This is a genomic window from Micromonospora pisi, from assembly GCF_003633685.1.
GTDB lineage: Bacteria > Actinomycetota > Actinomycetes > Mycobacteriales > Micromonosporaceae > Micromonospora_G > Micromonospora_G pisi.
The window spans coordinates 7,355,001-7,375,091 of record NZ_RBKT01000001.1 but is presented as its reverse complement, the minus strand read 5'-3'; the positions used below and the strand labels follow the sequence as shown (position 1 = coordinate 7,375,091).

The 20,091-nt window shown below is 69.5% G+C and carries 18 protein-coding genes; 9 read left to right on the top strand and 9 right to left on the bottom strand.

Translation table 11 applies throughout. The features are described from left to right. Positions 1–7: 7 nt before the first annotated feature. Complete coding sequence (locus BDK92_RS31630; protein WP_211349437.1) at positions 8–1,261, bottom strand: MFS transporter; 1,254 nt, start codon at positions 1,259–1,261, stop codon at positions 8–10. 366 nt (positions 1,262–1,627) lie between these two features. On the opposite strand from BDK92_RS31630, the gene BDK92_RS31625 reads away from it, so the two are divergent. Continuing rightward, positions 1,628–2,182, top strand: coding sequence for a dihydrofolate reductase family protein (locus BDK92_RS31625; protein WP_121160033.1), 555 nt, complete (start codon positions 1,628–1,630; stop codon positions 2,180–2,182). Positions 2,183–2,258: 76 nt separating this feature from the next. Here BDK92_RS31625 and BDK92_RS31620 read toward each other — a convergent pair whose 3' ends face one another. Both BDK92_RS31620 and BDK92_RS31615 read right to left on the bottom strand, forming a co-directional pair. Further along, positions 2,259–2,465, bottom strand: a complete 207-nt coding sequence (locus tag BDK92_RS31620; protein ID WP_121160032.1) for a ferredoxin — start codon at positions 2,463–2,465, stop codon at positions 2,259–2,261. A 3-nt stretch (positions 2,466–2,468) separates the two neighbouring features. After that, positions 2,469–3,674 (bottom strand): cytochrome P450, encoded by a 1,206-nt coding sequence (locus BDK92_RS31615; protein WP_121162753.1) that lies wholly within the window; start codon positions 3,672–3,674, stop codon positions 2,469–2,471. A gap of 198 nt (positions 3,675–3,872) precedes the next feature. Between BDK92_RS31615 and BDK92_RS31610 the strand changes: the two genes are divergently transcribed. After that, on the top strand, positions 3,873–4,532 hold the full coding sequence (locus BDK92_RS31610; RefSeq protein WP_425462278.1) for a GbsR/MarR family transcriptional regulator: 660 nt from the start codon (positions 3,873–3,875) through the stop codon (positions 4,530–4,532). A gap of 4 nt (positions 4,533–4,536) precedes the next feature. Here BDK92_RS31610 and BDK92_RS31605 read toward each other — a convergent pair whose 3' ends face one another. Together BDK92_RS31605 and BDK92_RS31600 are read right to left on the bottom strand one after the other, a co-directional pair. After that, positions 4,537–7,581 carry an AfsR/SARP family transcriptional regulator gene (locus tag BDK92_RS31605; RefSeq protein ID WP_246017354.1) on the bottom strand — a complete coding sequence of 1,015 codons (3,045 nt, stop codon included), beginning with the start codon at positions 7,579–7,581 and terminating at the stop codon, positions 4,537–4,539. A 119-nt stretch (positions 7,582–7,700) separates the two neighbouring features. Continuing rightward, positions 7,701–7,889 carry a hypothetical protein gene (locus BDK92_RS31600; protein ID WP_121160030.1) on the bottom strand — a complete coding sequence of 63 codons (189 nt, stop codon included), beginning with the start codon at positions 7,887–7,889 and terminating at the stop codon, positions 7,701–7,703. Between the two features lie 301 nt (positions 7,890–8,190). Between BDK92_RS31600 and BDK92_RS31595 the strand changes: the two genes are divergently transcribed. The 4 genes from BDK92_RS31595 to BDK92_RS31580 are packed head-to-tail and all read left to right on the top strand — an operon-like array spanning position 8,191 to position 12,353. After that, entirely contained in the window at positions 8,191–8,958 is a 768-nt protein-coding gene (locus BDK92_RS31595) for a tryptophan 2,3-dioxygenase family protein (RefSeq protein WP_121160029.1), read from the top strand. Then, the gene (locus BDK92_RS31590) at positions 8,951–10,174 is read left to right on the top strand and encodes a tryptophan 2,3-dioxygenase (protein ID WP_121160028.1); all 1,224 of its coding nucleotides are present in this window, start codon (positions 8,951–8,953) and stop codon (positions 10,172–10,174) included. Before BDK92_RS31595 ends, BDK92_RS31590 begins: the two co-directional genes overlap by 8 nt. Beyond that, positions 10,171–11,331 carry an aminotransferase class V-fold PLP-dependent enzyme gene (locus BDK92_RS31585; RefSeq protein ID WP_246017352.1) on the top strand — a complete coding sequence of 387 codons (1,161 nt, stop codon included), beginning with the start codon at positions 10,171–10,173 and terminating at the stop codon, positions 11,329–11,331. The genes BDK92_RS31590 and BDK92_RS31585 overlap by 4 nt, the downstream gene beginning before the upstream one ends. Continuing rightward, positions 11,328–12,353 carry a methyltransferase gene (locus BDK92_RS31580; RefSeq protein ID WP_121160027.1) on the top strand — a complete coding sequence of 342 codons (1,026 nt, stop codon included), beginning with the start codon at positions 11,328–11,330 and terminating at the stop codon, positions 12,351–12,353. Before BDK92_RS31585 ends, BDK92_RS31580 begins: the two co-directional genes overlap by 4 nt. On the opposite strand, the gene BDK92_RS31575 is transcribed toward BDK92_RS31580, so the two are convergent. Further along, complete coding sequence (locus BDK92_RS31575; RefSeq protein WP_147457185.1) at positions 12,338–13,648, bottom strand: hypothetical protein; 1,311 nt, start codon at positions 13,646–13,648, stop codon at positions 12,338–12,340. The genes BDK92_RS31580 and BDK92_RS31575 overlap by 16 nt on opposite strands. 54 nt (positions 13,649–13,702) lie before the next feature. Next, complete coding sequence (locus BDK92_RS31570; protein WP_121160025.1) at positions 13,703–15,286, bottom strand: DHA2 family efflux MFS transporter permease subunit; 1,584 nt, start codon at positions 15,284–15,286, stop codon at positions 13,703–13,705. Between the two features lie 368 nt (positions 15,287–15,654). Here BDK92_RS31570 and BDK92_RS31565 point away from each other — a divergent pair, with 368 nt between their 5' ends. After that, complete coding sequence (locus BDK92_RS31565; protein ID WP_121160024.1) at positions 15,655–16,545, top strand: aminoglycoside phosphotransferase family protein; 891 nt, start codon at positions 15,655–15,657, stop codon at positions 16,543–16,545. Positions 16,546–16,570: 25 nt separating this feature from the next. Here the strand turns inward: BDK92_RS31565 and BDK92_RS31560 are convergent, their stop codons facing one another. Both BDK92_RS31560 and BDK92_RS39345 read right to left on the bottom strand, forming a co-directional pair. Continuing rightward, positions 16,571–18,670, bottom strand: a complete 2,100-nt coding sequence (locus BDK92_RS31560) for a serine/threonine protein kinase (protein WP_170208757.1) — start codon at positions 18,668–18,670, stop codon at positions 16,571–16,573. Positions 18,671–18,833: 163 nt separating this feature from the next. Next, positions 18,834–18,980, bottom strand: a complete 147-nt coding sequence (locus tag BDK92_RS39345) for a hypothetical protein (protein WP_170208756.1) — start codon at positions 18,978–18,980, stop codon at positions 18,834–18,836. Between the two features lie 206 nt (positions 18,981–19,186). Here BDK92_RS39345 and BDK92_RS31555 point away from each other — a divergent pair, with 206 nt between their 5' ends. Together BDK92_RS31555 and BDK92_RS31550 are read left to right on the top strand one after the other, a co-directional pair. Beyond that, positions 19,187–19,429 carry a hypothetical protein gene (locus BDK92_RS31555; RefSeq protein WP_121160023.1) on the top strand — a complete coding sequence of 81 codons (243 nt, stop codon included), beginning with the start codon at positions 19,187–19,189 and terminating at the stop codon, positions 19,427–19,429. 165 nt (positions 19,430–19,594) lie between these two features. Further along, entirely contained in the window at positions 19,595–20,077 is a 483-nt protein-coding gene (locus BDK92_RS31550; RefSeq protein WP_121160022.1) for a molybdenum cofactor biosysynthesis protein, read from the top strand. Positions 20,078–20,091: the final 14 nt, after the last annotated feature.

The following is a 20,091-nucleotide window of genomic DNA, read 5'->3' as shown; positions in this document are numbered from 1 at the left end:
GTGTCCCTCATTTCGTCGACCGCCGCCGGAGCGAGAGTGCGACCACCATCGCCAGGGCCAGCAGCACCGCGAGTCCGTGGAACGTGCTGACCACGGTCAGCGGGGTGAACCGCTCCAGCAGGAACGAGCAGGCCACCATGCCGACGCCGAAGCCGAGGTTCTCCGCCATGGCGGAGAAACCGAAGACGTGTCCGCGCTGCTCGTCGGGGGCGGACTGCAACCGCGTGGTGTACGCGATCTCGGTGAAGCCGTCCGCGACGCCGGCCATGGCCGCGACCACGATGGCCAGCGGCAACGGCGGTGCGGTGAAGGTGAGGATGAACGCGACCGACATGAGCGCGGCACCGACCGCGAACGCGCGCTCGCCGATGGTCCGCCCGGTACGGGTCGCCCAACGCGCGACGGCTCGCTGGGCGACGATGTTGCCGATCGCCCAGGTGGCCCAGAACTGGGACACGAACGTGGCCGGGTGCTCCGGGTCGAGCGCGGTGGAGAGCACCGGCAGGCCGACGTTGTGCGAGGCCGACCCGAACGCGTCGATGGCGCGCAGGCTGATCAGGGCGAGCAGGATCGGCGTGAGGCGCAGGTAGCGCAGGGCGGTGAGCTGTGCCGCGAGCACTCCCGACGGCTGCGACGCACGACCCGGTCCGGGCTCCGCCCCACCGCCGCGCGTGGTGATCGGCAGCCGGGCCAGGTTCGCGGCCGAGAAGAGGAACGCCCCGGCGTCGATGAGGAAGGCGCCCGAATAGCCGAGTGTGGAGATGAGCACGCCGGCCGAGGCGAAGCCGGCGACCATCGCGATCGAGCGACCGGTGGCGAGCAGCGCGTTCGCCCGTACCCGCTGGTCCTGGCCGACGATCTCGGGGATGCTGCTGCGCAGGGCGACGTTGGTGAGGGTGGCGCCGGCACCGGTGACGACGGCGACGAGGTACAGCAGCCATGCCTGGGTCACCGTCGGCGCGAGCACCAGGACGATGAGCGCGAGCGCCTGGGTGACATCGGAGGTCACCATGATCCGTTTGCGGTCGAACCGGGAGACGAGCGTGCCGGCGCCGAATCCGGTGAGGAAGCCCGTGGCGAGGCGCAGCGCCATGATCAGCCCGGTTTGCAACGCGCTGCCGGTGAGCGCGTACGCGAACAGGTTGAGCGCCACCATGTCCAGGTAGCTGCCGTACGCCGAGACGGCGTTGCCGACCACCAGGAACCGGAAGTGCCGCATTCCGTCGCGCGTACGGCCGACGCCCTGATCAGCGATCGTCACGGGCAGACAAAAAGCGGGTCAATGGTTACCGACGGCACGCATTCCACCCAGGGCGTTATGCCGAGACCAGCAGGGAAGAAATTGTACGGCAAATTGTGCCCCCAAGACCGGCGGAAGCCATTGGCGCGCATTCAATAGCTGTCTTCCGCGAGCCAGGGTATGGGAATGCGTGGATCTTAGCAAGGTCCACTTCGGAGAGTCACCGGGCCGGCCGATCAGCCCTCGCCGCACCAGGTTTCGGGTGGTGGCCGCCCCGAATCACCACCGCGAACCGGCAGCGTAAGTGCACCTGAAGCGAATCGTAAGCGGGTTACGGCAAGGTTCTGGGTGTCAACACGGAGCGCCACGGACAGCCAGGAGATTCCAGTGCGAAAGCTCATCAACTCGACCTACATCACCCTCGACGGCGTCATCGAGAACCCCGTCTGGACCATGCCGTACTTCGACGACGAGGCAGGTGCCTTCGCCGGCTCGCAGACGGACGGGGCCGACGCGCTGCTGATGGGCCGGGCCACCTATGACGGCATGTCCGCCGCGTGGCCGAACCAGGACGAGAGCGACCCGAGCACCGGCGCGGCCTATTTCAACAACGTCAAGAAGTACGTCGCCTCGACGACCCTGACCGACCCCACCTGGAAGAACACCGAGGTGCTGCAGGGGAACCTGATCGAGGAGGTCACCAGGCTCAAGGCCCAGGAGGGCAGGAACATCCTCCAGTACGGCTACGGGTCGGTCACCGCCCAACTGCTCCAGGCGGGCCTGTTCGACGAGGTCCGGTTCTGGATCCACCCGGTCATCGAGGGCGGCGACAGCGTCAGCACGCCACTCAAGGACGTCAGGGCGTCGTTCGAGCTGGTCGACACCAAGGTCATGAAAAGCGGCGTGATCATCGCCTCGTACCGACCGAAGTTGGCACAGTAGAAGGGGCCGAGTCACGCGGGCCCGTACCCCTGCGCTCCTGGGAGACAGGGGTACGGCGAAACTTGCCCGACTCACCCTAGGGTCGGCGGTCGGTCGACAGGACGATCGCCGCCGCAGGGCACAGGTCGACGGCCTCGCGAACCAACTCCCACGTTTCAGCGGGCGGCTCGGGTCGCAGTACGACCGCCCTGCCGTCGTCCTCACGCTGGTCGAACACCTCGCCGACCGTCAACACGCACATTCCGGAACCGACGCAGCGCTCGGCGTCCACAGTGATCCTCATCGGTCACGCATCCCAGGTGACCGGGAGGCTCTTCACCCCGTAGATGTCCGCGGTCTCCGGGCGCAGGGCGACCCCTTCGGGCGGTACGGCCAGGCGCAGCGTGGGGAAGCGGTTGACCAGCGCGGGGAACGCGACCCGCATCTCGACGCGGGCCAGCTGCTGCCCCAGGCACTGGTGGATGCCGTGACCGAAGGCCAGGTGCCCGCCGTCCTGCCTGCGCAGGTCGAGTACGTGGGGGTCGGCGAAGCGCTCGGGGTCACGGTTGGCGGTGTTGTACGACAGGATCACCCGCGAGCCGGCCTTGACGGTCTCGCCACCCACCTCGACATCCTCCAGCGCCGTCCGCATGAACGTCTTGGCGACACTGAGGTACCGCAGCAGTTCCTCCACGGCCCGGTCGGCGAGCGCGGGATCGGCGCGCAGCGCGGCCAGCTGCTCCGGGTTACGCAGCAGCGCGAAGGTGCCGAGGGCGAGCATGTTCGCGGTGGTGTCGAGCCCGGCCGCCAGCAGGATCAGGGCGATCCCCTGCAGCTCCTCATCGGTCAGATCGCTGTCGGTGAGCTCGCTGAGCACGTCGTCGGTCGGGTTCGCGCGCTTGGCGGCCACCAGCTCCGCGAGGTAGTTCTGGGTAGCGGTATAGGCCGCTATCAGGTCCTCGTCGCTTGTCTCCCCGTTCATGAACGAGTCGACCTGCTCCTGGAAGGACCCCCGGTCCCGGTACGGCACCCCCAGCAGCTCACAGATCATGATGGCGGGGATGGGCCTGGCGAACGCGGTCACCAGGTCCGTCGGCGGCCCGGTCTTCTCCATGGCGTCCAGGTGGTCGGCGGTGATCTGCTCGACGCGCTCGGTGAGCAGTCGCATCCGCCGTACGGTGAACTTGCCCATCAGGGGTTTTCGATAGCGGCTGTGCTGGGGCTCGTCCATGAGGAGGAACTCGCCGGGCGGCGCCGGGGGAATCTCGATGTCGCCGTAGTCGATGGTCGGATGGAGCATGAACTCCTTGCGTGAGCTGAACCGCGGGTCGGCCAGGACCGACCTGACCAGGTCGTATCCGGTAACCAGCCAGCCGGGTTTCCCGCCGGGGAAGGTGTAGCGGCTGATCGGGCTGTGCTGGCGGGCTTCGATCAGCTCTGCTGGTGGGTCGAAGGGGCAGCCGAGCTGACGCGCCGTCGGCATCGTCGTGACGGCATGCGGGGATTCACCCATGACCATTCCTCACTCGCGATAGTACGTGTTTGCCAATGCTCGAAAGCTACGTTGCAATCAGAATGGCTGTCAATCGGTCGAAAGCGGTTTCGGCAGGTCAGCAGCGATAAATTGATGCAATGACGCTGGACTCAAATGCAATGCCACGTTGCAATGAATGACAGCGAAGGCAATACTGGCAACATGCCAGGAGGACGGTTGACCCAGCAGGACCGCCAACACATCGCGGCCGGACTCGCCGCCGGGCTCTCCTACGCCGAGATCGCGCGGCGGCTCGACCGGCCGACCTCGACGATCAGCCGGGAGGTCGGACGCAACGGCGGCCCCGGCGGCTACCGGCCCCAGCAGGCGCACCAGGCGACGGCCCAGCGGGCGCGGCGGGGCACACCGGCACCCCCGCGCGCGGCCGGACCGCCGGCTGGCACGACGGGAGAGGAGATCATCGAGTTGGCGGTCCGGACGGGGCTGCCGAGGATGACCGCGCGCGTGCACGTCGACCTGCTGCTCTCCGAGGACGGCCGGCGCACCGCGGCCGAGCTGACCCGCAGGCTGAAGGTCAGCCCCGCCTCCGTCTCCGTGGCCGTGAACTACCTCGTCCAGCACGGCTATGTCCGGCGCGAGCGCGATCCGCAGCGGCGTCGCGACGTCTACGTGGTCGACGACGAGGCCTGGTACCACTCCGTCGTGATCGGCACGCGTCATACGCTCGAATCGGCGCAGGCCGCGATGGCCGCGGCGGAGACGTCCGGGACCGACAGCCCCGTGGGGCAGCGGCTGGCCAGGGCAGGGACGTTCCTGGAGCGGGTCAGCCTGGACATGTTGGAGTCGGCCGACCGTTGGCGCGGCCTCCTGGCCTGACGGGTCAGAGCCGGGCCCGGGCCTCGCCCGGACTCAGCCGTCCGCCCTCGGCGACCAGGACGTCGAAGCGCTCCCGCCCGAGGAGGGCGACCAGACGGTCGCTCACCCGGTCGGTCTCGTCCCGCTCCGCCGGGGCGGCCGGGGCCTCGGTCGCCACCCGGGCAGCGACCGAGGCCCCCAGCAGCCGGGCCGCCAGCTCGGGCGAGCGCACCGCCGAGGCCATTCCCTCCAGGGCGTAGGTCGCGTCCCGCGGCGACCCCATCGCCTGCGCGGCATCGAATGCCTCGACGTGCAGGGCCAGCCCGGCGGCCGGGTCGCCGTCCTGTTCGGCCGCGTAACCCAGCTCGACCAGGACCATCGGCAGGTAGAAGGCGGGCGGGGTGACACCTCGCCCCTGGTCGGCGAGGTGCGTCAGATGAACGGTGGCCACGTCGAGCTTGCCCTCGCGGCGGGCGGCCATGCCCAGACTCGTCTCCGCGAAAATCATCGCGCTCGGCGAATCCTGTTCCACAGCCAGTTTGTACGCGCGTTCGGCCAGCTCCCGGGCTTGCACATAGTCCCGGGTCTGGACCGCGATCCAGGCCAGCCAGGACAGCTTGCTGCCCACCTCCGGCCAGAGCGACAGTTCCTCGGCCCAGCGCAGCCCCTCCCGGTGCAGCGCCGCGGCGCGCTCGTGGTCGCCCCTCATCTCGGCCAGACCGCCCACCCAGTCGTTTGCCTGCAACGCACCCCACCGGTCACCGAGCTCGGCGAAGAGCGCGGCGCTGCGGTTCGCGGCACTCTCCACGGTCGCCAGGTCACCGGCAGCGTGCGCGAGCATGGCTCGTGAACTGAGCACCGCGGCCTCGGTCCAGCGGCCGTCGAAGGTCGTCGGCAGCAGCTCCAACGCCAGGTCGATGTCACCACTCCCGATCACCGCGTGCGCCGTGAACCACGTGGCCCGGCCGTCGACATCGCCGGCCAGGACGGCCCGGACGTCGTCCGGGGCGACCGGCTCGCCCTGCAACAGCGCGAACCCGACCCGCCATGCCACCGCACGGCTCTCCTCGGCCGGACCGCCGGAGCGCGCCAGCGCCCGCCGCGCCTCGGTGAGCCGGCCCCGCAGAAACCAGTACCAGGTCAGAGCGTTGGCCAGGCGCAGCCCACCGCCATTGAGCAGCGCCGCGCGCAGGTTGGCCGTCTCCTCATCGAGCCGGGCAAGCCACTCCTGCTGGCCGGGGCCACGGAGCTGGGGATCGGCGCGTTCGGCCAGATCGGTGTAGTACGCCGCATGCCGCGCCCGTACGTCGTCGGGGTCCTCCAGACGCTCGGCGCAGAACGCGGCGACCGACTCGAGCAGCCGGTAGCGGGGGCCCGCGCCCGAGTCGTCCATCACCACCAGCGAGCGGTCGACCAGCCGGGCCAGCACGTCGAGATCGGACTGGCACACCTGCTCGGCGGCCTCCGGCGTACAGCCGTCGCGGAACACCGCGAGCCGTGCCAGCACCCGACGGTCGGCCTCCGGTAGGAGATCCCAACTCCAGCCGATCACCGCGGTCAGCGTGCGCTGCCTCGGCGGCATGTCCCGCTGCGCGGTCGTGAGCAGCTTGAACCGGTCGTCGAGCCGGTCCACCACACCCTGCAAGCCGAGCGCGCGCACCCGGGTCGCGGCCAGTTCGAGCGCCAGCGGCAGGCCGTCCAGCCGCCGGCAGAGCTGCGCCACGGCGGGCGCGGTCCTCCCGTCGAGCCGGAAACCGCGCTGCTGCGCCGCGGCGCGAACGGCAAAGAGCCGGGCGGCGGCCGAACGGCGTACGGCATCAAGGTCGCCCTCCTCCCCCGGCACGGCCAGCGGCGGTACCTCCCACAGCAGCTCGCCGGTGAGGCCGAGCGGTTCCCGGCTGGTGGCCAGCACGGTGACGCCGGGCGCGTCCCGCAGCAGCCGGGCAACCAGCGCGGCGGCCGAATCGATCACGTGCTCGCAGTTGTCGAGCACGAGCAGCATCTGCCGCTGCCGGACCGCAGCGCACAGCCGGTCGACGGCGCAGACGCTGGCGCCCGCGACCTCGCGCATACCGAGCGTGGCCAGCACCTGCTCGGCGACGCGCGATTCACCCGCCGGCAGCGGGGCCAGCTCGACCAGCTGGGTGCCGTCCGGGAAGACGTGCTCGCGGGCGGCCTCGGTGGCGAGCCGGGTCTTGCCGACGCCACCCGGCCCGATCAGCGTGACCAGCCGCCGGGCCGGAATCAGCGCACGCAACTCGGTCAGCGCCTCGGCCCGTCCGACCAACTCGTCGAGCTGGGCCGGCACGCTGTTGCGGACGATCGCCGCCCTCGGCGGGGCACTCAGGCCAGCGTCCTGTTCGAGGATCCGGCGGTGCAGGGCGACCAGTTCCGGACCCGGGTCCAGGCCCAGTTCGTCGGCGAGGCGGTCGCGCAGGTCGGCGTAGCTGTCCAGTGCCTCGGCCTGGCGGCCGGCGGCGTACAGCGCCCGTAGCTGCAAGGCTCTCATGCCCTCCCGCAACGGGTGCCGGACAACCAACTCGGCGAGATCGGCGGCGACCCGGTCGTACCCGCCCCGGGCCAGATGCGCCTCGGCAAGCCGCTCGTGCACCGCCAGCCGCTGCTCGGCCAGGCGACTGGCCTCGGCACGGACGAACTCCTCGTCGGCCATGTCGGCGTACGCCTCGCCACGCCACAGGGTCAGGGCCGTGGTCAACCGGTCGACGTCGGTCGAGTCGGCCAGTTCGGTGAACCGGTCCGCGTCCACGGCGTCGGTGCGTAGCAGGTACCCGGGCGGGCGGAACTCGACCAGGTCGCGGGCGCCCGGCTCGACGTCGTTCAGCGCCTTGCGCAACTGGGACACACGTACCTGGAGGGCAGCGCCCGGGTTGGCGGGGGCGTCCTCGCCCCACAGGTCGTCGATCAGCCGGTCGGCCGAGACCACCTGGTTGCGGTGGGCCAGCAGGTCGGCCAGGAGCGCCCGGACCTTGGTGCCGGGAATGACAACCGGCTCGCCCTCGTCGGTGGTGACGGCGAGCGGCCCGAGTACGCCGAACTGCACGGCGGCCATCCTATCGGCGGTAAGGCGGGCCTCTCGGCGGTAAGGCGGGCTGAAGCGGGCCGTAAGCCGCCCCGGGGTACGTGACCCCGGGGCGGCGCGGGCAGCGCGGTCAGCGCGGGACCTGTCGGTCAGGCCTCGTACCTGGTGAAGTGCTGCGAGAACGCCCGGGGGCTTCCGCCCGTGCCGCCGACCGTGTCCCGCATGGAAAGGCTCCAGGTGCCGTCCACCGAGGACGCGTAGAGCGGGGCGAGCGGGGTGATCGACCGCCACTTGCAGCGCCGGGGCGGCCGGACGGAAGGCGTCGGCGGGTCGGCCACACCGTGCGATTAAGCCGGTTCTGTCGGACAACGCACGGAATCTCGGACCAGACATACGCTTAGTGGGAATGGCGTAGATCAGGTGGTTTTTAGGGAGATCAACCCGAAGCAGGCCACCGCAATCACCGGATGTCGATTCGCTTCGAAACAAAGCCTGACCTGCAATTATTCGACAAAGAGATCTTCCTCACCTCTTCTATTCATCTGATAACTATTGACTGTCACGGATCTGCCGACTATTGGGCACAGATCACCGATACTTTTTTATATTGCCTATTGTCATTCGCCGACAGCGCGCGCGATGATCTCATGCGGACCGGGCCGGACTCGCCCGAACCGGGGAAAGGATGCGCTCGTGAAGCAAAAGAACGATGGACCTACGCTTTCCGGCGAGGGTGCCACCGACTATGCGCGATACATGCGCACGGATGCACTGCTCGACCTGCAACGGCGCCCCGAGGAGGTGGTTCACCGCGACGAGCTGCTTTTTCAGGTGGCACACCAGTCCGCCGAACTATGGCTCAAACTCGCCGTCGCCGAACTGACCGAGGCGGTCGTCCGGATCGACGCCGATGAGCCCGCGCAGGCCGATCTCCTGCTGGCCAGAGCGACGCTCGCCGTGCGGCTCGTCACCGATCAGCTGGAGATGTTGGAACACCTGACTCCGACGGTTTTCCAGGCGCTTCAACCGGCACTCGGCAACGGATCGGGCGCGGAGTCTCCGGGCTGGCGGCAGGCCCAGGCCGCGAGCCGCAAGCTCGGCCAGGCGTTCGCCAGACTCCTCACCGCGCGTGACATCGACCTGGTGAAGCTCTACTCCGGGGAACCGTCCGATCCGGTCCACCGGCTGGCCGAGGCAATGGTGCAGTGGGACGATCGGGTTTCGCTCTGGCGGGTTCGGCACTACAAGCTCGCCATCAGGGTCGGCAGCCACGGTGTCGTCGGCACCACCGGCAGCCCCGCGAACTGGCTCGCCAAACTGATCGACCACCGCTTCTACCCCGAGCTGTGGCAGGCGCGCGCCGACCTCGCCCGGGTCGACCCGGCCGGCGAGGGTTCCGTTGCGTGAGCTCACGCACTGGCTGTCGACCGGGTCGAACTCCGGTGCCTTCCCGTACGCGGCGGTCGTGGCGCAGTTCCAGCGGACCGGCAAACATTTCGTCGCCCGCGACCTCCTGGTGCTCCTCGACCGGATCCGCACCGCGCTCGCCCCGTCGCCCGACGAGACGGCGGTGCTCCTGCGGAGTTTCCTCGACGTCGCGCTGGACAAGTGGGACGGACGATACGACTACCAGAGCTACCTGGCACTGAACCTGCTCCGGATGCCCCGTACGGAGTGCGCCGACGACCGGCGGATCGAGCTGCGACGGCAACACGACCAGCTCTTCCTGCACCTGATCGCCGATGCCCTCGCCTTCGAGTTGGCAGCCGAGGCCCGGACCACCGACCTGCTCCCGCAACAACGCCCCGAGCCGGCCCGGGTGGTCAAGCGCTACCGACTCGGAGTACGGGCGGCGGCCCCGGCACTGGCCCGTCTGGGCCAGCCGGCCGTGGTGGACCACCCGGAACCAGCGGCCACAGCGGCTGCCCTGCACGCCTCGGTGGTAGTCGAGCAGAGCGCCGCACAGCGACGGGACCTGCTCATCAGCATGCTCCCCGTCTACCTGGTGCACGACGAATACCTCTTCATCCGGGTGCTCCAGGCGTACGAGTCCACCTTCGCCCTGCTCGCCGGCGAATTGCGTACGGCGGTCGGCGCCCTGAGCGACGGACGTCCGCAGCCGGCCGCCGACTGCCTGGCGTACGCCCGGGACCTACTGAACGCCGCCGCGCCACTCTTCTCGCTGATGGCGAGCCTGCAGGAGGAGTCGTTCCGGGCGTTCCGCGTCTACACCGAGGGGGCCAGCGCCATCCAGTCCCGGTCCTACAAGCTGGTGGAATCGCTGTGCCGGTCACCGGAGGAAGCGCGTCTGGCCTCCGCCGCCTACCAGTCCGTGCCCGAGGTACGCGACCGGGTGCTGGCGGGACAGTCGTCGATCGAACAGGCGTACCGTGCGGCCTGCCAGAGCGGCTGCCTGGGGGAAGCGGATCGCCGTCTGCTCGACACCCGGATGGGCGAGTTCGCAAGCGCGCTGATGCAGTGGCGCCAGACCCATTACCGGATCGCTGTCCGGATGCTCGGCACCCGTTCGGGTACCGGTTACACCGAGGGCACGCCATATCTGGCGGCAGCCCGCACCATTCCGGTTTTCACCACGACAACAACCCGAGGCGAGCCAAGGTGAACCAGCCCCCACGACCCCACCCGGAAACGGGTACGGCAATCCGCGACCAGTTTCCCCTGCTGCAAAGCGGCATCTATCTGAACAACAACTCGACCGGCGCCGTTCCGCAGGGTGCGGAGCACGTTCTGACGCGCTACTGGGAAACGCTGCGTACGTGGCGCGACGACGCCTGGGACGGTTGGCACGACGGCCTCCAGAAATACGTCGACGGGCTGTCGGCATTCATCGGTGCCCCGCCGGGCAGCGTGATCACCGATGCCAACCTGAGTACGCTGCTGGTCCGGGTCGCCTCCTGTTTCGACTATCAGGAGCCCCGCAACCGGGTGGTGACGACGGACCTGGAATTCCCGACCATCCCGTTCATCTGGAACGCGTTCCGCCGATACGGTGCCCGCCTCGACGTGGTCAGCTCCGGCGGCCCGCGCTTCGACGAGGAGGCACTGCTACGGCGGATCGACGAACGGACGCTGCTGGTGTGCGTGCCGCACGCCAGTTACTCCTCCGGCGACACCATCGACCTGGCCCGCCTGGTGAAACACGCGCACGATGTCGGCGCCCTGGTGGTCGTCGACGCGTTCCAGACCGTCGGGATCATGCCCCTCGACGTCACCGCGCTCGGTGTCGACTTCGTCCTCGGTGGTGCCCACAAGTGGATGTGCGGCGTCGGGAACGCGTTCCTGTACGTCCGCCCCGACCTGCTACCCGGCCTCGAACCCGCGGCGACCGGCTGGCAGGCGGGCGACCGGGCGTTCACGTTCCAACCGTCGACGGGCTGGGCGCCCGACGTGCAACGGTTCGCCGGCGGGACACCGTTCCCCCTCACCGCGCTCATCTCCCAGGTCGGCCTGGACCTGCTGGGTGGCGTCGGTATCGAGACCATCCGGGCGCACTCGCTGGCGTGCACCGACCGGATCATCCAGCGGGCCGAAGCGGCCGGCATACCCGTGGTCAGCCCGGTGGAGTCGTGGCGGCGTGGCGGCGTGGTGTGCCTGGACGTGCCCGAGGGCGAGAAGGTCAAGCTCCGGCTGGCCGAGCGGAACATGATCTGCAGCTGGCGCGGCTACCTGCGGGTCGGCCCACACATCTACAACACCCTCGACGAGATCGACGAGTTCATGGACGCGCTTGGGCGAGTGTCACGAGAGGACCGACGATGACCACCACACCACTTTCCCCGCGCGCGCTCATGAGCCTGCTGTTCAACGGGGCCAAGGCGGTCGACGTGGTGGAGACCGCGCTCACCATGGGACTTCTCGACGCGTTGGAACCCGGGCCGGTCAGTCTCCGTGAGCTCGCCGACCGCTTCGGGCTACGGCCGCTGCGGCTCTACAAGTTCCTGGACTGCCTGGAAAGTCTCGGGTGCGTCGAGCGGCACGAGCCGAGCGACGACATCAACGAGGCCAGCTACCGGGCCGTTGCCGGGATCCGCGACGCGGCGGCGGCCGCGGTCGGGCCGGATTCGATCGAACGCGACCGTGACCGGTACCCGTGGCAACGGCTGCACGGCCGGTTGGCCGAGAGCCTGCGCGGCGACGTGAGCATGACCGACGACGACTTCGCCTGGCCGCCGAAGACCGACGAACAGACCACGGCGTTCGAGCGGAGCATGTCCGTCGGGCTCGGACCGGTCATCGAAACCTTCCACCGCCACGCGGACCGTCTGTGGCCGGGTCGGCGCCGCCTGCTCGACGTCGGCGGCGGTGCGGGCACGCTCGCGGCGCACGTCCTCGACGACGCCCCGGATCTGAGGGCCGACGTCTACAACCTGCCGGCTGTCGCTCCCCTGGTCGAGGAGACGCGGGGACAGTGCGGCAGTCCGGAACGACTGGGATTCGTCGCTGGCGACTTCCTCGCCGAACCGCTGCCGTCCGGCTACGACGCGCTGGCATTCGTACGGGTGCTGCACGACTGGCCGACCCCCGTCTCCCGCATGTTGGTGGAGAAGGCGTACCAGGCCCTGTCGCCGGGCGGGATGCTGCTCATCTGTGAGGAGTTCCGCACCCCGGACCGGCTGGCGATGCAGTTCTTCTGGTCCTACTTCCTCATCGGCGTCGACACCTGCGTCAGCCGACTCCGCGACGTCGACTTCTACACCGGTCTACTCACCGAGGTCGGCTTCGACGATGTCCAGGTCCTGCCCGGGGGTTGGGAACTCGTCGTCGCCTACAAGCCCCGCTGACCGCTGACCGCCACCGGTGTGGCGATGTTCGGTTGCCAGCCGTACAGCAGGGCGCCGAGGTCCGCCGGAACGGTCCACTGCGGGTACGGAAGCACCGCGTTGCTGCCGGTGTAGATCAGGCGCAGGAGCGGGCCGTCGTCGGTCTGGTCGAGCGCGACCTTCGGCTTCTGAACGGCGCCGACGCCTCCGAGCCCGAACAGAACGACGGGGTCCTGGGCCGGCAGTCCCAGGGCCTGTCGGCCCTCGCGCCAACCGTGGTACGCCGAGGCCAGCCGCCAGGGCGCGAGGTCGGCAAGACCTCGGTGCAGGTTCGCCACCCAGGTCGGGGTGAGTTCGGCGTCGGAAAGGCGGCACGGCACCCCGGCCAGGAGCGCGTCGAGCTGCGAATCGGTCTGTATTCCGGCGGTGGCCAGCCCGTCGGGCAACGCGCCACGGCGGAGTGCCTGGACCGCCGGGAGCGCCTGCTCCGCCCGGTCGACCTGCCAGCGGAGCGCCGCCGGGGTGTTCGCGTACCGGCGGTCCCACAGCCAGCGGGCACCGTCCCAGCGGTGCCGCTGGTTCGCCGGAATCAGCTCGTCGACTCCGATGATCAACGCGTCGCCGTCGACCCGGGCGGTGAGCCACCGGCTGCGCAGGTGCGGCCGGCGCTCACCGTAACCGGCCAGCGCGACGACCGCGGATCGCTGGTAGCGACCGGTGTGCCCGCGCGGGAAGTGCCAGCACAACCCGGCCTGGTCGATCGCGTCGAGGTCGGCGGCGGCCTCGTCGGGAACCACGCCGATCCGGACCCGGACCGCCGCCGCGGCGGCCTGCCGGTCGTCGAACTGGCGCCGCTCCCGGCGCTGCCGCAGCTCAACCCGTTCGACCGGCGGGCTGGTCGTGTACGCCGCCTTCTTCCCCGCCCACCGCAACACCTCTGCCCCGGCGGCTGGTCCGTCGCCCAGGAGCAGGAAGGCCAACAGTTCGTCCTCGTCGAATCCGACGTCCTCGGTGACCTGCACCTCGAACACCAGCTCGCCCGGAGAATCCAGGTCGTAGCCGGTGTGCGGGTCGCGGCTGAACTCGTTACCGACAAGCGAGGCGCCCGGCTGGTGGCGGCGCCCACGGACCACCGTGATCAGGGCGGCCCAGGAACCGTCTCCGTCCGTGCACCGCAGCGTGCGGACCGGGGTGTCACGCCACCTCGAGGGGATGTCCTCGACGCTGGTGGTCAGGCCGGCCCGTGCGCACTGTTGCGCGACCGGGGTGAGCAGTTCCGTCCGCCACGTCTCGTGGCGATCCTTGGGGGTGGGCATGAACGGCATTCTGTCGGTGACCACCGACAGAATGCCGTTCGAGTCCGACCGACGTCAGTGGATCATCACCGGTGCCGCCACGCGGTCACCACCGTCGGCGTCCGGTCCAACCGGGGGCTGCGTCCGCAGGCGCTTGCGGGGCAGGAACGCGACCGGGATGAAGGTTGCCAGGACCAGCGCGAATCCGACCCAGAACGTCGTGGCGAACGAGTCGGCCACGAACTCCAGGCCGCGTTGCAGGATCGACGGCTCCACCGGCAGTTGCGCGCCGTGCTGGGTGGCGATCGCCGCGCCGGCCTCGGTGATCGGCTCGCCGGTACGGGGATCGTTCAGGCCCGGGATCGGAGCCGAACCGTTCAGCTGGCTCGTCAGGATCACCGACATGATCGCGCCACCGATGGAGCTGCCGATCTGCTGGAGGATGTTCACCAACGTGGAGCCCCGCGCCACCTCGTGATTGGTCAGCGTACGCAGGGCGGACGTCATGATCGGCATCATCGTGCCGCCCATGCCGAGACCCATCACAAACAGCGAACCGCACAGCAGCAGGTACGAGGTGTCCGTACCCACCTGCGTGAACGCGAAGAACCCGGCGGCGATGAGCGCCATCGCGAACGGCACGGTGCGACCGACCGGAATCTTGTCGGCCAGGGCGCCGGCGATCGGCATCGTCAGCATCGCGCCGATGCCCTGCGGGGCCATCAGCAGACCGGCGTGCAGGGTGGATTCGCCCCGGACCTGGAGGAAGTAGCTCGGGAACAGCAGGCCGGCACCCATGAACGCGATGATGAACACGAACAGCGAGACCGACGCCACCGTCAGGTTGCGGTTGCGGAACAGTCGCAGGTCGAGCAGAGGGTGCCGCGGCTTGAAGGAGTACAGAACAAAACCGGCGACCAGGACAGCACCGAGCAGCATGGTGACCCAGACCTTCGGCGTGGCGATCGTGCCGGTCTCGGGCAGCGACGAGATGCCGTAGAGGAAGAGCGCCAACCCCGGCGAGAGCATCAACATGCCCACGAAGTCGAACGACTCGGACGGTTCGGCATTGTCCTTCGGCAGCGCGAAGTAGGCGTACACGAGCGCGATCGCACCGATCGGTACGTTGATCAGGAAGATCCAGTGCCAGCTCCGCGCCTCGATCAGCCAACCACCGAGGATCGGTCCGCCGATCGGGCCGAGCAGCATCGGAATACCGAGCACCGCCATCAGCCGCCCGATGCGCTCCGGGCCGGCCGCCCGGGTCATGATCGTCATGCCGAGCGGCATGAGCATGCCGCCGCCGAGCCCCTGGAGCACCCGGAAACCGATGAGCTGCCCGATCGAGTCGGCCGTGGCGCAGAGCGCGGAGCCGAGCGTGAACAGCAGGAGAGCGAGCATGTACAGCCGCTTGGTGCCGAACCGGTCAGCGGCCCAGCCGCTGAGCGGGATCACCGTGGCGAGGGCCAGGGTGTAGCCGGTCATGGTCCAGGCGACCTCGGCGTACGTGGCGTCGAACTCGGTCTGGAAGGTCGGCAGCGCGACGCTGACGACGGTGATGTCGAGGATCGACATGATCGCGCCGAGCACGACCACACCGGCAATCTTGAGGACGGCGCCGTCGAGTTTGTTCGGCACCGCTACGGCTTGATTCGTCACATGACTCTCCAGGTCCAGCTGGCCAGTGGGGATGTCGACCCAGTGCGTGTCAAGCTACGGAGGCTGTGCGGAATCCCATGGCCACGAGGTCCTCCGGTCGCCGATTTCCGAGTTCAGGATCACAGACCCTACTGACCGCACGGCTGGCTCCCCGCGCAGACGTGTGCTGACTCACCAACCGACCAATGGCGAATGTCGACCGGTGGGCCCACGCGACCTGTAGCATGCCAGGCTCAGCACGAGCGCCGTGTTGAGTTGCGGTTTCCCACCGCCCTGAAGCACGCCCGGCCTGGGCTGTACCGCACCGTCATCTCGTACGAAATTGTGGTGCGGCGGCGGGGCAAGCCGGTGATGCTCACCCCGTGAGGATGCACGCCAACCAGCTGACAGTGACGGTGGACATCGCGCGCGCGTTGGTGGTCGAGCAGTTCCCCGCCTGGGCGGATCTGCCGATCCGGGCGGTGGCCGCGCACGGGACGGTCAACGCGCTGTTCCGGATCGGTGACCGGCTGGCGGCCCGGTTCCCGATCGAGCCCGGTGAGGTCGGGGCGAAGCTCCGCTGGCTCGAATCCGAAGCGGAGGCTGCCCGCGAACTGTTCGGCCGTACGCGGTTCCCCACTCCGGAACCGGTCGCGCTGGGCCGGCCCGGTAACGGATATCCGCTCCCGTGGTCGGTGCAGACCTGGGTGCCCGGCACCGTCGCCACCGACGCGGATCCGGGTGGATCCGTCGGGTTCGCCCACGATCTTGCCGAGTTCGTCGAAGGCGTACGCGCCATCGACACCCAGGGGCGGACCTTCGCGGGGTCAGGTCGAGGAGGCGAGTTGACCTCGCACGACGAATGGATGGAGACCTGCTTCTCGCACAGTGGACGACTGTTGGACGTACCGAGACTGCGACGGATGTGGAGCGGGTTACGGAGGGCGCCCCGGCCCACCCAAGAGGACGTGATGACCCACGGCGACCTGATCCCGGGGAACGTGCTGGTGACCCAGGGGCGGCTCGCCGGGGTGATCGATGTGGGTGGGCTCGGGCCGGCCGACGCCGCGCTGGACCTTGTCGGCGCGTGGCACCTGCTGGAGGCCGGCCCGAGGCGGGTGTTCCGGGAGCGGCTGGAGTGCGACGACCGGGAGTGGGAACGGGGCAGAGGCTGGGCCTTCGCCCAGGCCATGGGGTTGGTCTGGTACTACGTCGAGAGCAACCCGACCATGTCCGCCCTCGGCCGCCGTACGCTGGATCGCCTCCTCGCCGACGACTGAACGGGCGGGACGCCGCGATCGAACGTCAGCTCCTCGACCACCGTTGCGAGGGCACGCTGGTGTCACAGGTCGACTGCTCGACCAGGGCGCCGTTGCTCGTGCCGGTCGCCACCACGTCCAGACACTTGCCGCTGCTCGCGTTCACCAGTTGCTGGTCGGCGTTGAAGGTGAACCGCTGGGCGGGGGTGGTGTTGCAGGTGGTGAGCTGGATCGCCGCCCCGTCGTCGCTCGACGCGGCGAGCACGTCCATGCACCTGTCGAGCAGCCTGATGCTGCCATCCGGGGCGAAGGTCCAGGACTGGTTCCGGGTACGGCTGGCGCCGCAGTCCCAGATCCGCAGCCGGACCGGGTCGGGTGAGTCGGGGTTGGCCACGTCCAGGCATCTGCCGCTCGCCCTGCCAGTGATCTGGTCACCGGGCAGGTCGGGGATGGCGCTCGGTGTCGCCGACCTACTGGGTCGCGTCTGCGGTGTGGTGCCGGGGGCCGGTGCCGGCCGGAAGCCAGCGGTGATCCGTTGGAAGTCTCGTTCGTTGCTGGCCCAGAGGGACTCGGGGGTCGACCAGGCGATGGTGTAGCCGCGCTGCTTCGCTGTCACGAAGGTGCGCTGGCGTACGTGGGCCGGTTCGCCGACCTCGCTGGTGTAGCTCCACTCCCAGTCGGCGGCGGCCAGGTGGTAGGTGACCCCGACGAGCGCGACCCGCCGGTAGTTCCGGTACTGCCCGCCCGTGGGTCTGGTCTTCTCCCGGGCGGTCAGTTCGGCGAGGGGGTCCGGCTTGGGGGACTCGGTCTGGCTCACCGCCAGCAGGCGCTCACCGTCGGGCTCCCGGAACTCGACCCGGGAGCCGGCGCGGCGAATCTGCCATTCCTGCGGCACGGGCAGGCTGAACCCGGTGCTGTCGGTGTGGACGGTCCAGGTCAGCGACGACGCCGTGGTGTCCGCGGCCGGCGTCATGACGGGCGACTGCGGACCTGCCGGTTCACCGCTGGACAGGGCCGAGTCGCTGCCGCCACTGTTCGGGCGGCCACGGCCGGCCATCGGTACGGCGACAGCGGCTCCGACCAGCAGCAGGGCGGCGAGGGTGCCGAGCAGCAGTCCACGTCGCGGTCGACGGGGCCGGGAGCTGGGCGCGTTTTCCGGGTAGGCCCCGGCGCCGAGAGAGTCCGTGGTCACCGGCACGATGTTCGTGGCATCGGTCGGCACGATGGTCATGGCATCGGTCGGCTCGGTGAAGGAGACTGCCGGTCGCGGGCGGGTCCGGTCGTGCTCGGTTTCGCCCCGACCGACCTCCGGCCGGTGGTCGAGGGGTTCGTCGACGATCCGGCGGAGCATCCGCTCGGCGGTCGCGATGTCGATCCGGGACGCCGGGTCCTTGCGGAGCAGTCCCTCCAGCACCGGGGCCAGCGGTCCGGCGTGTTCCGCCACCGGCGGCGGCTCGGTGACGAGCGCGGTGAGGCTCATCAGGCTGGACGGCCGGGCGTACGGCGAGCGACCCTCCACCGCCGCGTAGAGCGTCGTGCCGAGTGACCAGAGGTCCCCCTCCGGCCCGACGATGCCCGACATCGCCCGCTCCGGCGAGACGTACGCGGGTGAGCCGAGGACCACGCCGCTGAGCGTCAGGCTCGTGTCCTCGACAGCGGTGGCCAGCCCGAAGTCGGTGAGGACGATCCGACCGCCGAGGCCGAGCAGTACGTTGGCCGGCTTCACGTCGCGGTGCATGATGCCCGCCCGGTGGGCCGCGCGCAGTGCGCCGAGCAGGCCCAGTCCGATCTCGGCGGCCCGTACGGGCAGGAGCGGGCCGTCGGTGGTGATCATCTCGTGCAGGGAGCGGGAGGGGACGTACTCCATCACGATCCACGGCTCGCCGTCGCTGGTCAGTACGTCGAAGACCCGGACCACGTTGGGGTGGTCGAGCCGGGCGATCGCCCGCGCCTCACGCAGTGAACGTTCGCGCAGTTCCTGCCGCGACTCGTCGGTCAGGCCGGGTGGCGCGACGATTTCCTTGACGGCCACGTCTCGCTGGAGCATCTCGTCCCGGGCCCGCCAGACGCGCCCCATTCCGCCCTGACCTATTCGCTCTACCAGAACGTACCGATCGGTAATATGGCGCGGTAATATCTCCCCCATTCCCTAGACGGTACCCGCCTTGCCGATCAGTCGATTCTGGCAGGCAATGTCACATCTTTGATAATCAATTCTGTGGACAATTGTGGTCGCGTCGTTACGCTTTGCCACACTCATTGCCGAGGGCACCCACCATTGTGGTGAATCCGAAAGTGCCCCGTCGACCTCAGGAGCCGGTGGGTTTCCAGATCGTCGCCCGCACCAGCAGGGTCGGATTGCCGTACCTGCGCGGCTCGGTGAATGCCGTGACCCGGATCCACGCCACGGTCCCCTGGGCGGAGACCACGCAGATGTTGCGCCCGACCTCCGGCACCCCTCGTGCTGTCCCAGTGCCTGCAACTCGACTTCGCCAGGCACTGGTCAACCGTCACGTCCCCGGCCGACACGTACCCGACCCGGGCGAATTCGCTGGTGTGCAACGTGGAGAACTCGCCGTTGGAGTCGTACTCGAGGTCGGCCTGGGTTCCCGCCTCCACATCGTCCACGTAACTCGGCACCTGGAACACCCGCGGCGGGTCGATGTCCAGCCAGGTCGACGTGCCGACAGAGGGAGCGGGCAGTCTGAGTTCCTCGGTCACCGGATCCGCGTACGTCGACCCGGTCGGCGTGGCGGTGGGGCCGGTGCTCGGCGAACCGGACGCCACCGAGGTCGCCGGACCGGATACCGCAGGATTCGGCGGACCGGGAGCCGAAGCGCTCGCCGCCTGCGGCGACGGCTGCGGCGACGGCCCCGGCGACCCGCCGGGAGTGTCCGGCCGCTGATCGACGAGGGCGGCGATCGCGACGATGACGCCCCCGAGAAACGCGAGCGAGATGCCGACCGCCTTTCGGCTCGGACGGCCCGCCGTGACCAGTTCCCGCCGCAGCGACGGCAGCGGCTCGCCGAACTCCGAGGCACGTCGGCAGTGCGCTTCGTAGACTCGCTGCATGCCGGAGATCGTCCAGTTGCTGGCCTCGCCCGTGCACCGCTACCAGGGCCGCCCGGCTGACGGCCCGGCGCCGGCGCCGCCGCACGAACTGGTCGAGGAGATCCGGATCCGGGCGGATCTCGGCGTCGTCGGCGACCGATACTTCGGCAAGCCGGCGCACCGTGACGCGAGCGTCACCGTGATCGCACGGGAGTCCCTGCCACCCGGCGTGGATCTGCGCCAGGTCCGACGCAACGTCCTCGTCGCCGGCATCGACGTGGACAACCTGGTCGGCACCGTGCTGGTGCTTGACTCGGGGGACGGACCGGTCCGGCTGCGGGTCAACCGACGGGCGCACCCGTGCGCCTGGATGGACGTCGCCATCGCCGCCGGCGCCTGGCGGGAGCTGCGCGGCAAGGGTGGCGTCCGGTGCCGGCCGTTGGACGACGGGGTGCTGCGGGTCGGCCCGGTCGAGGTCACGATCGTCGACCACAGAGGGTGAAAGCACGTCCCCGC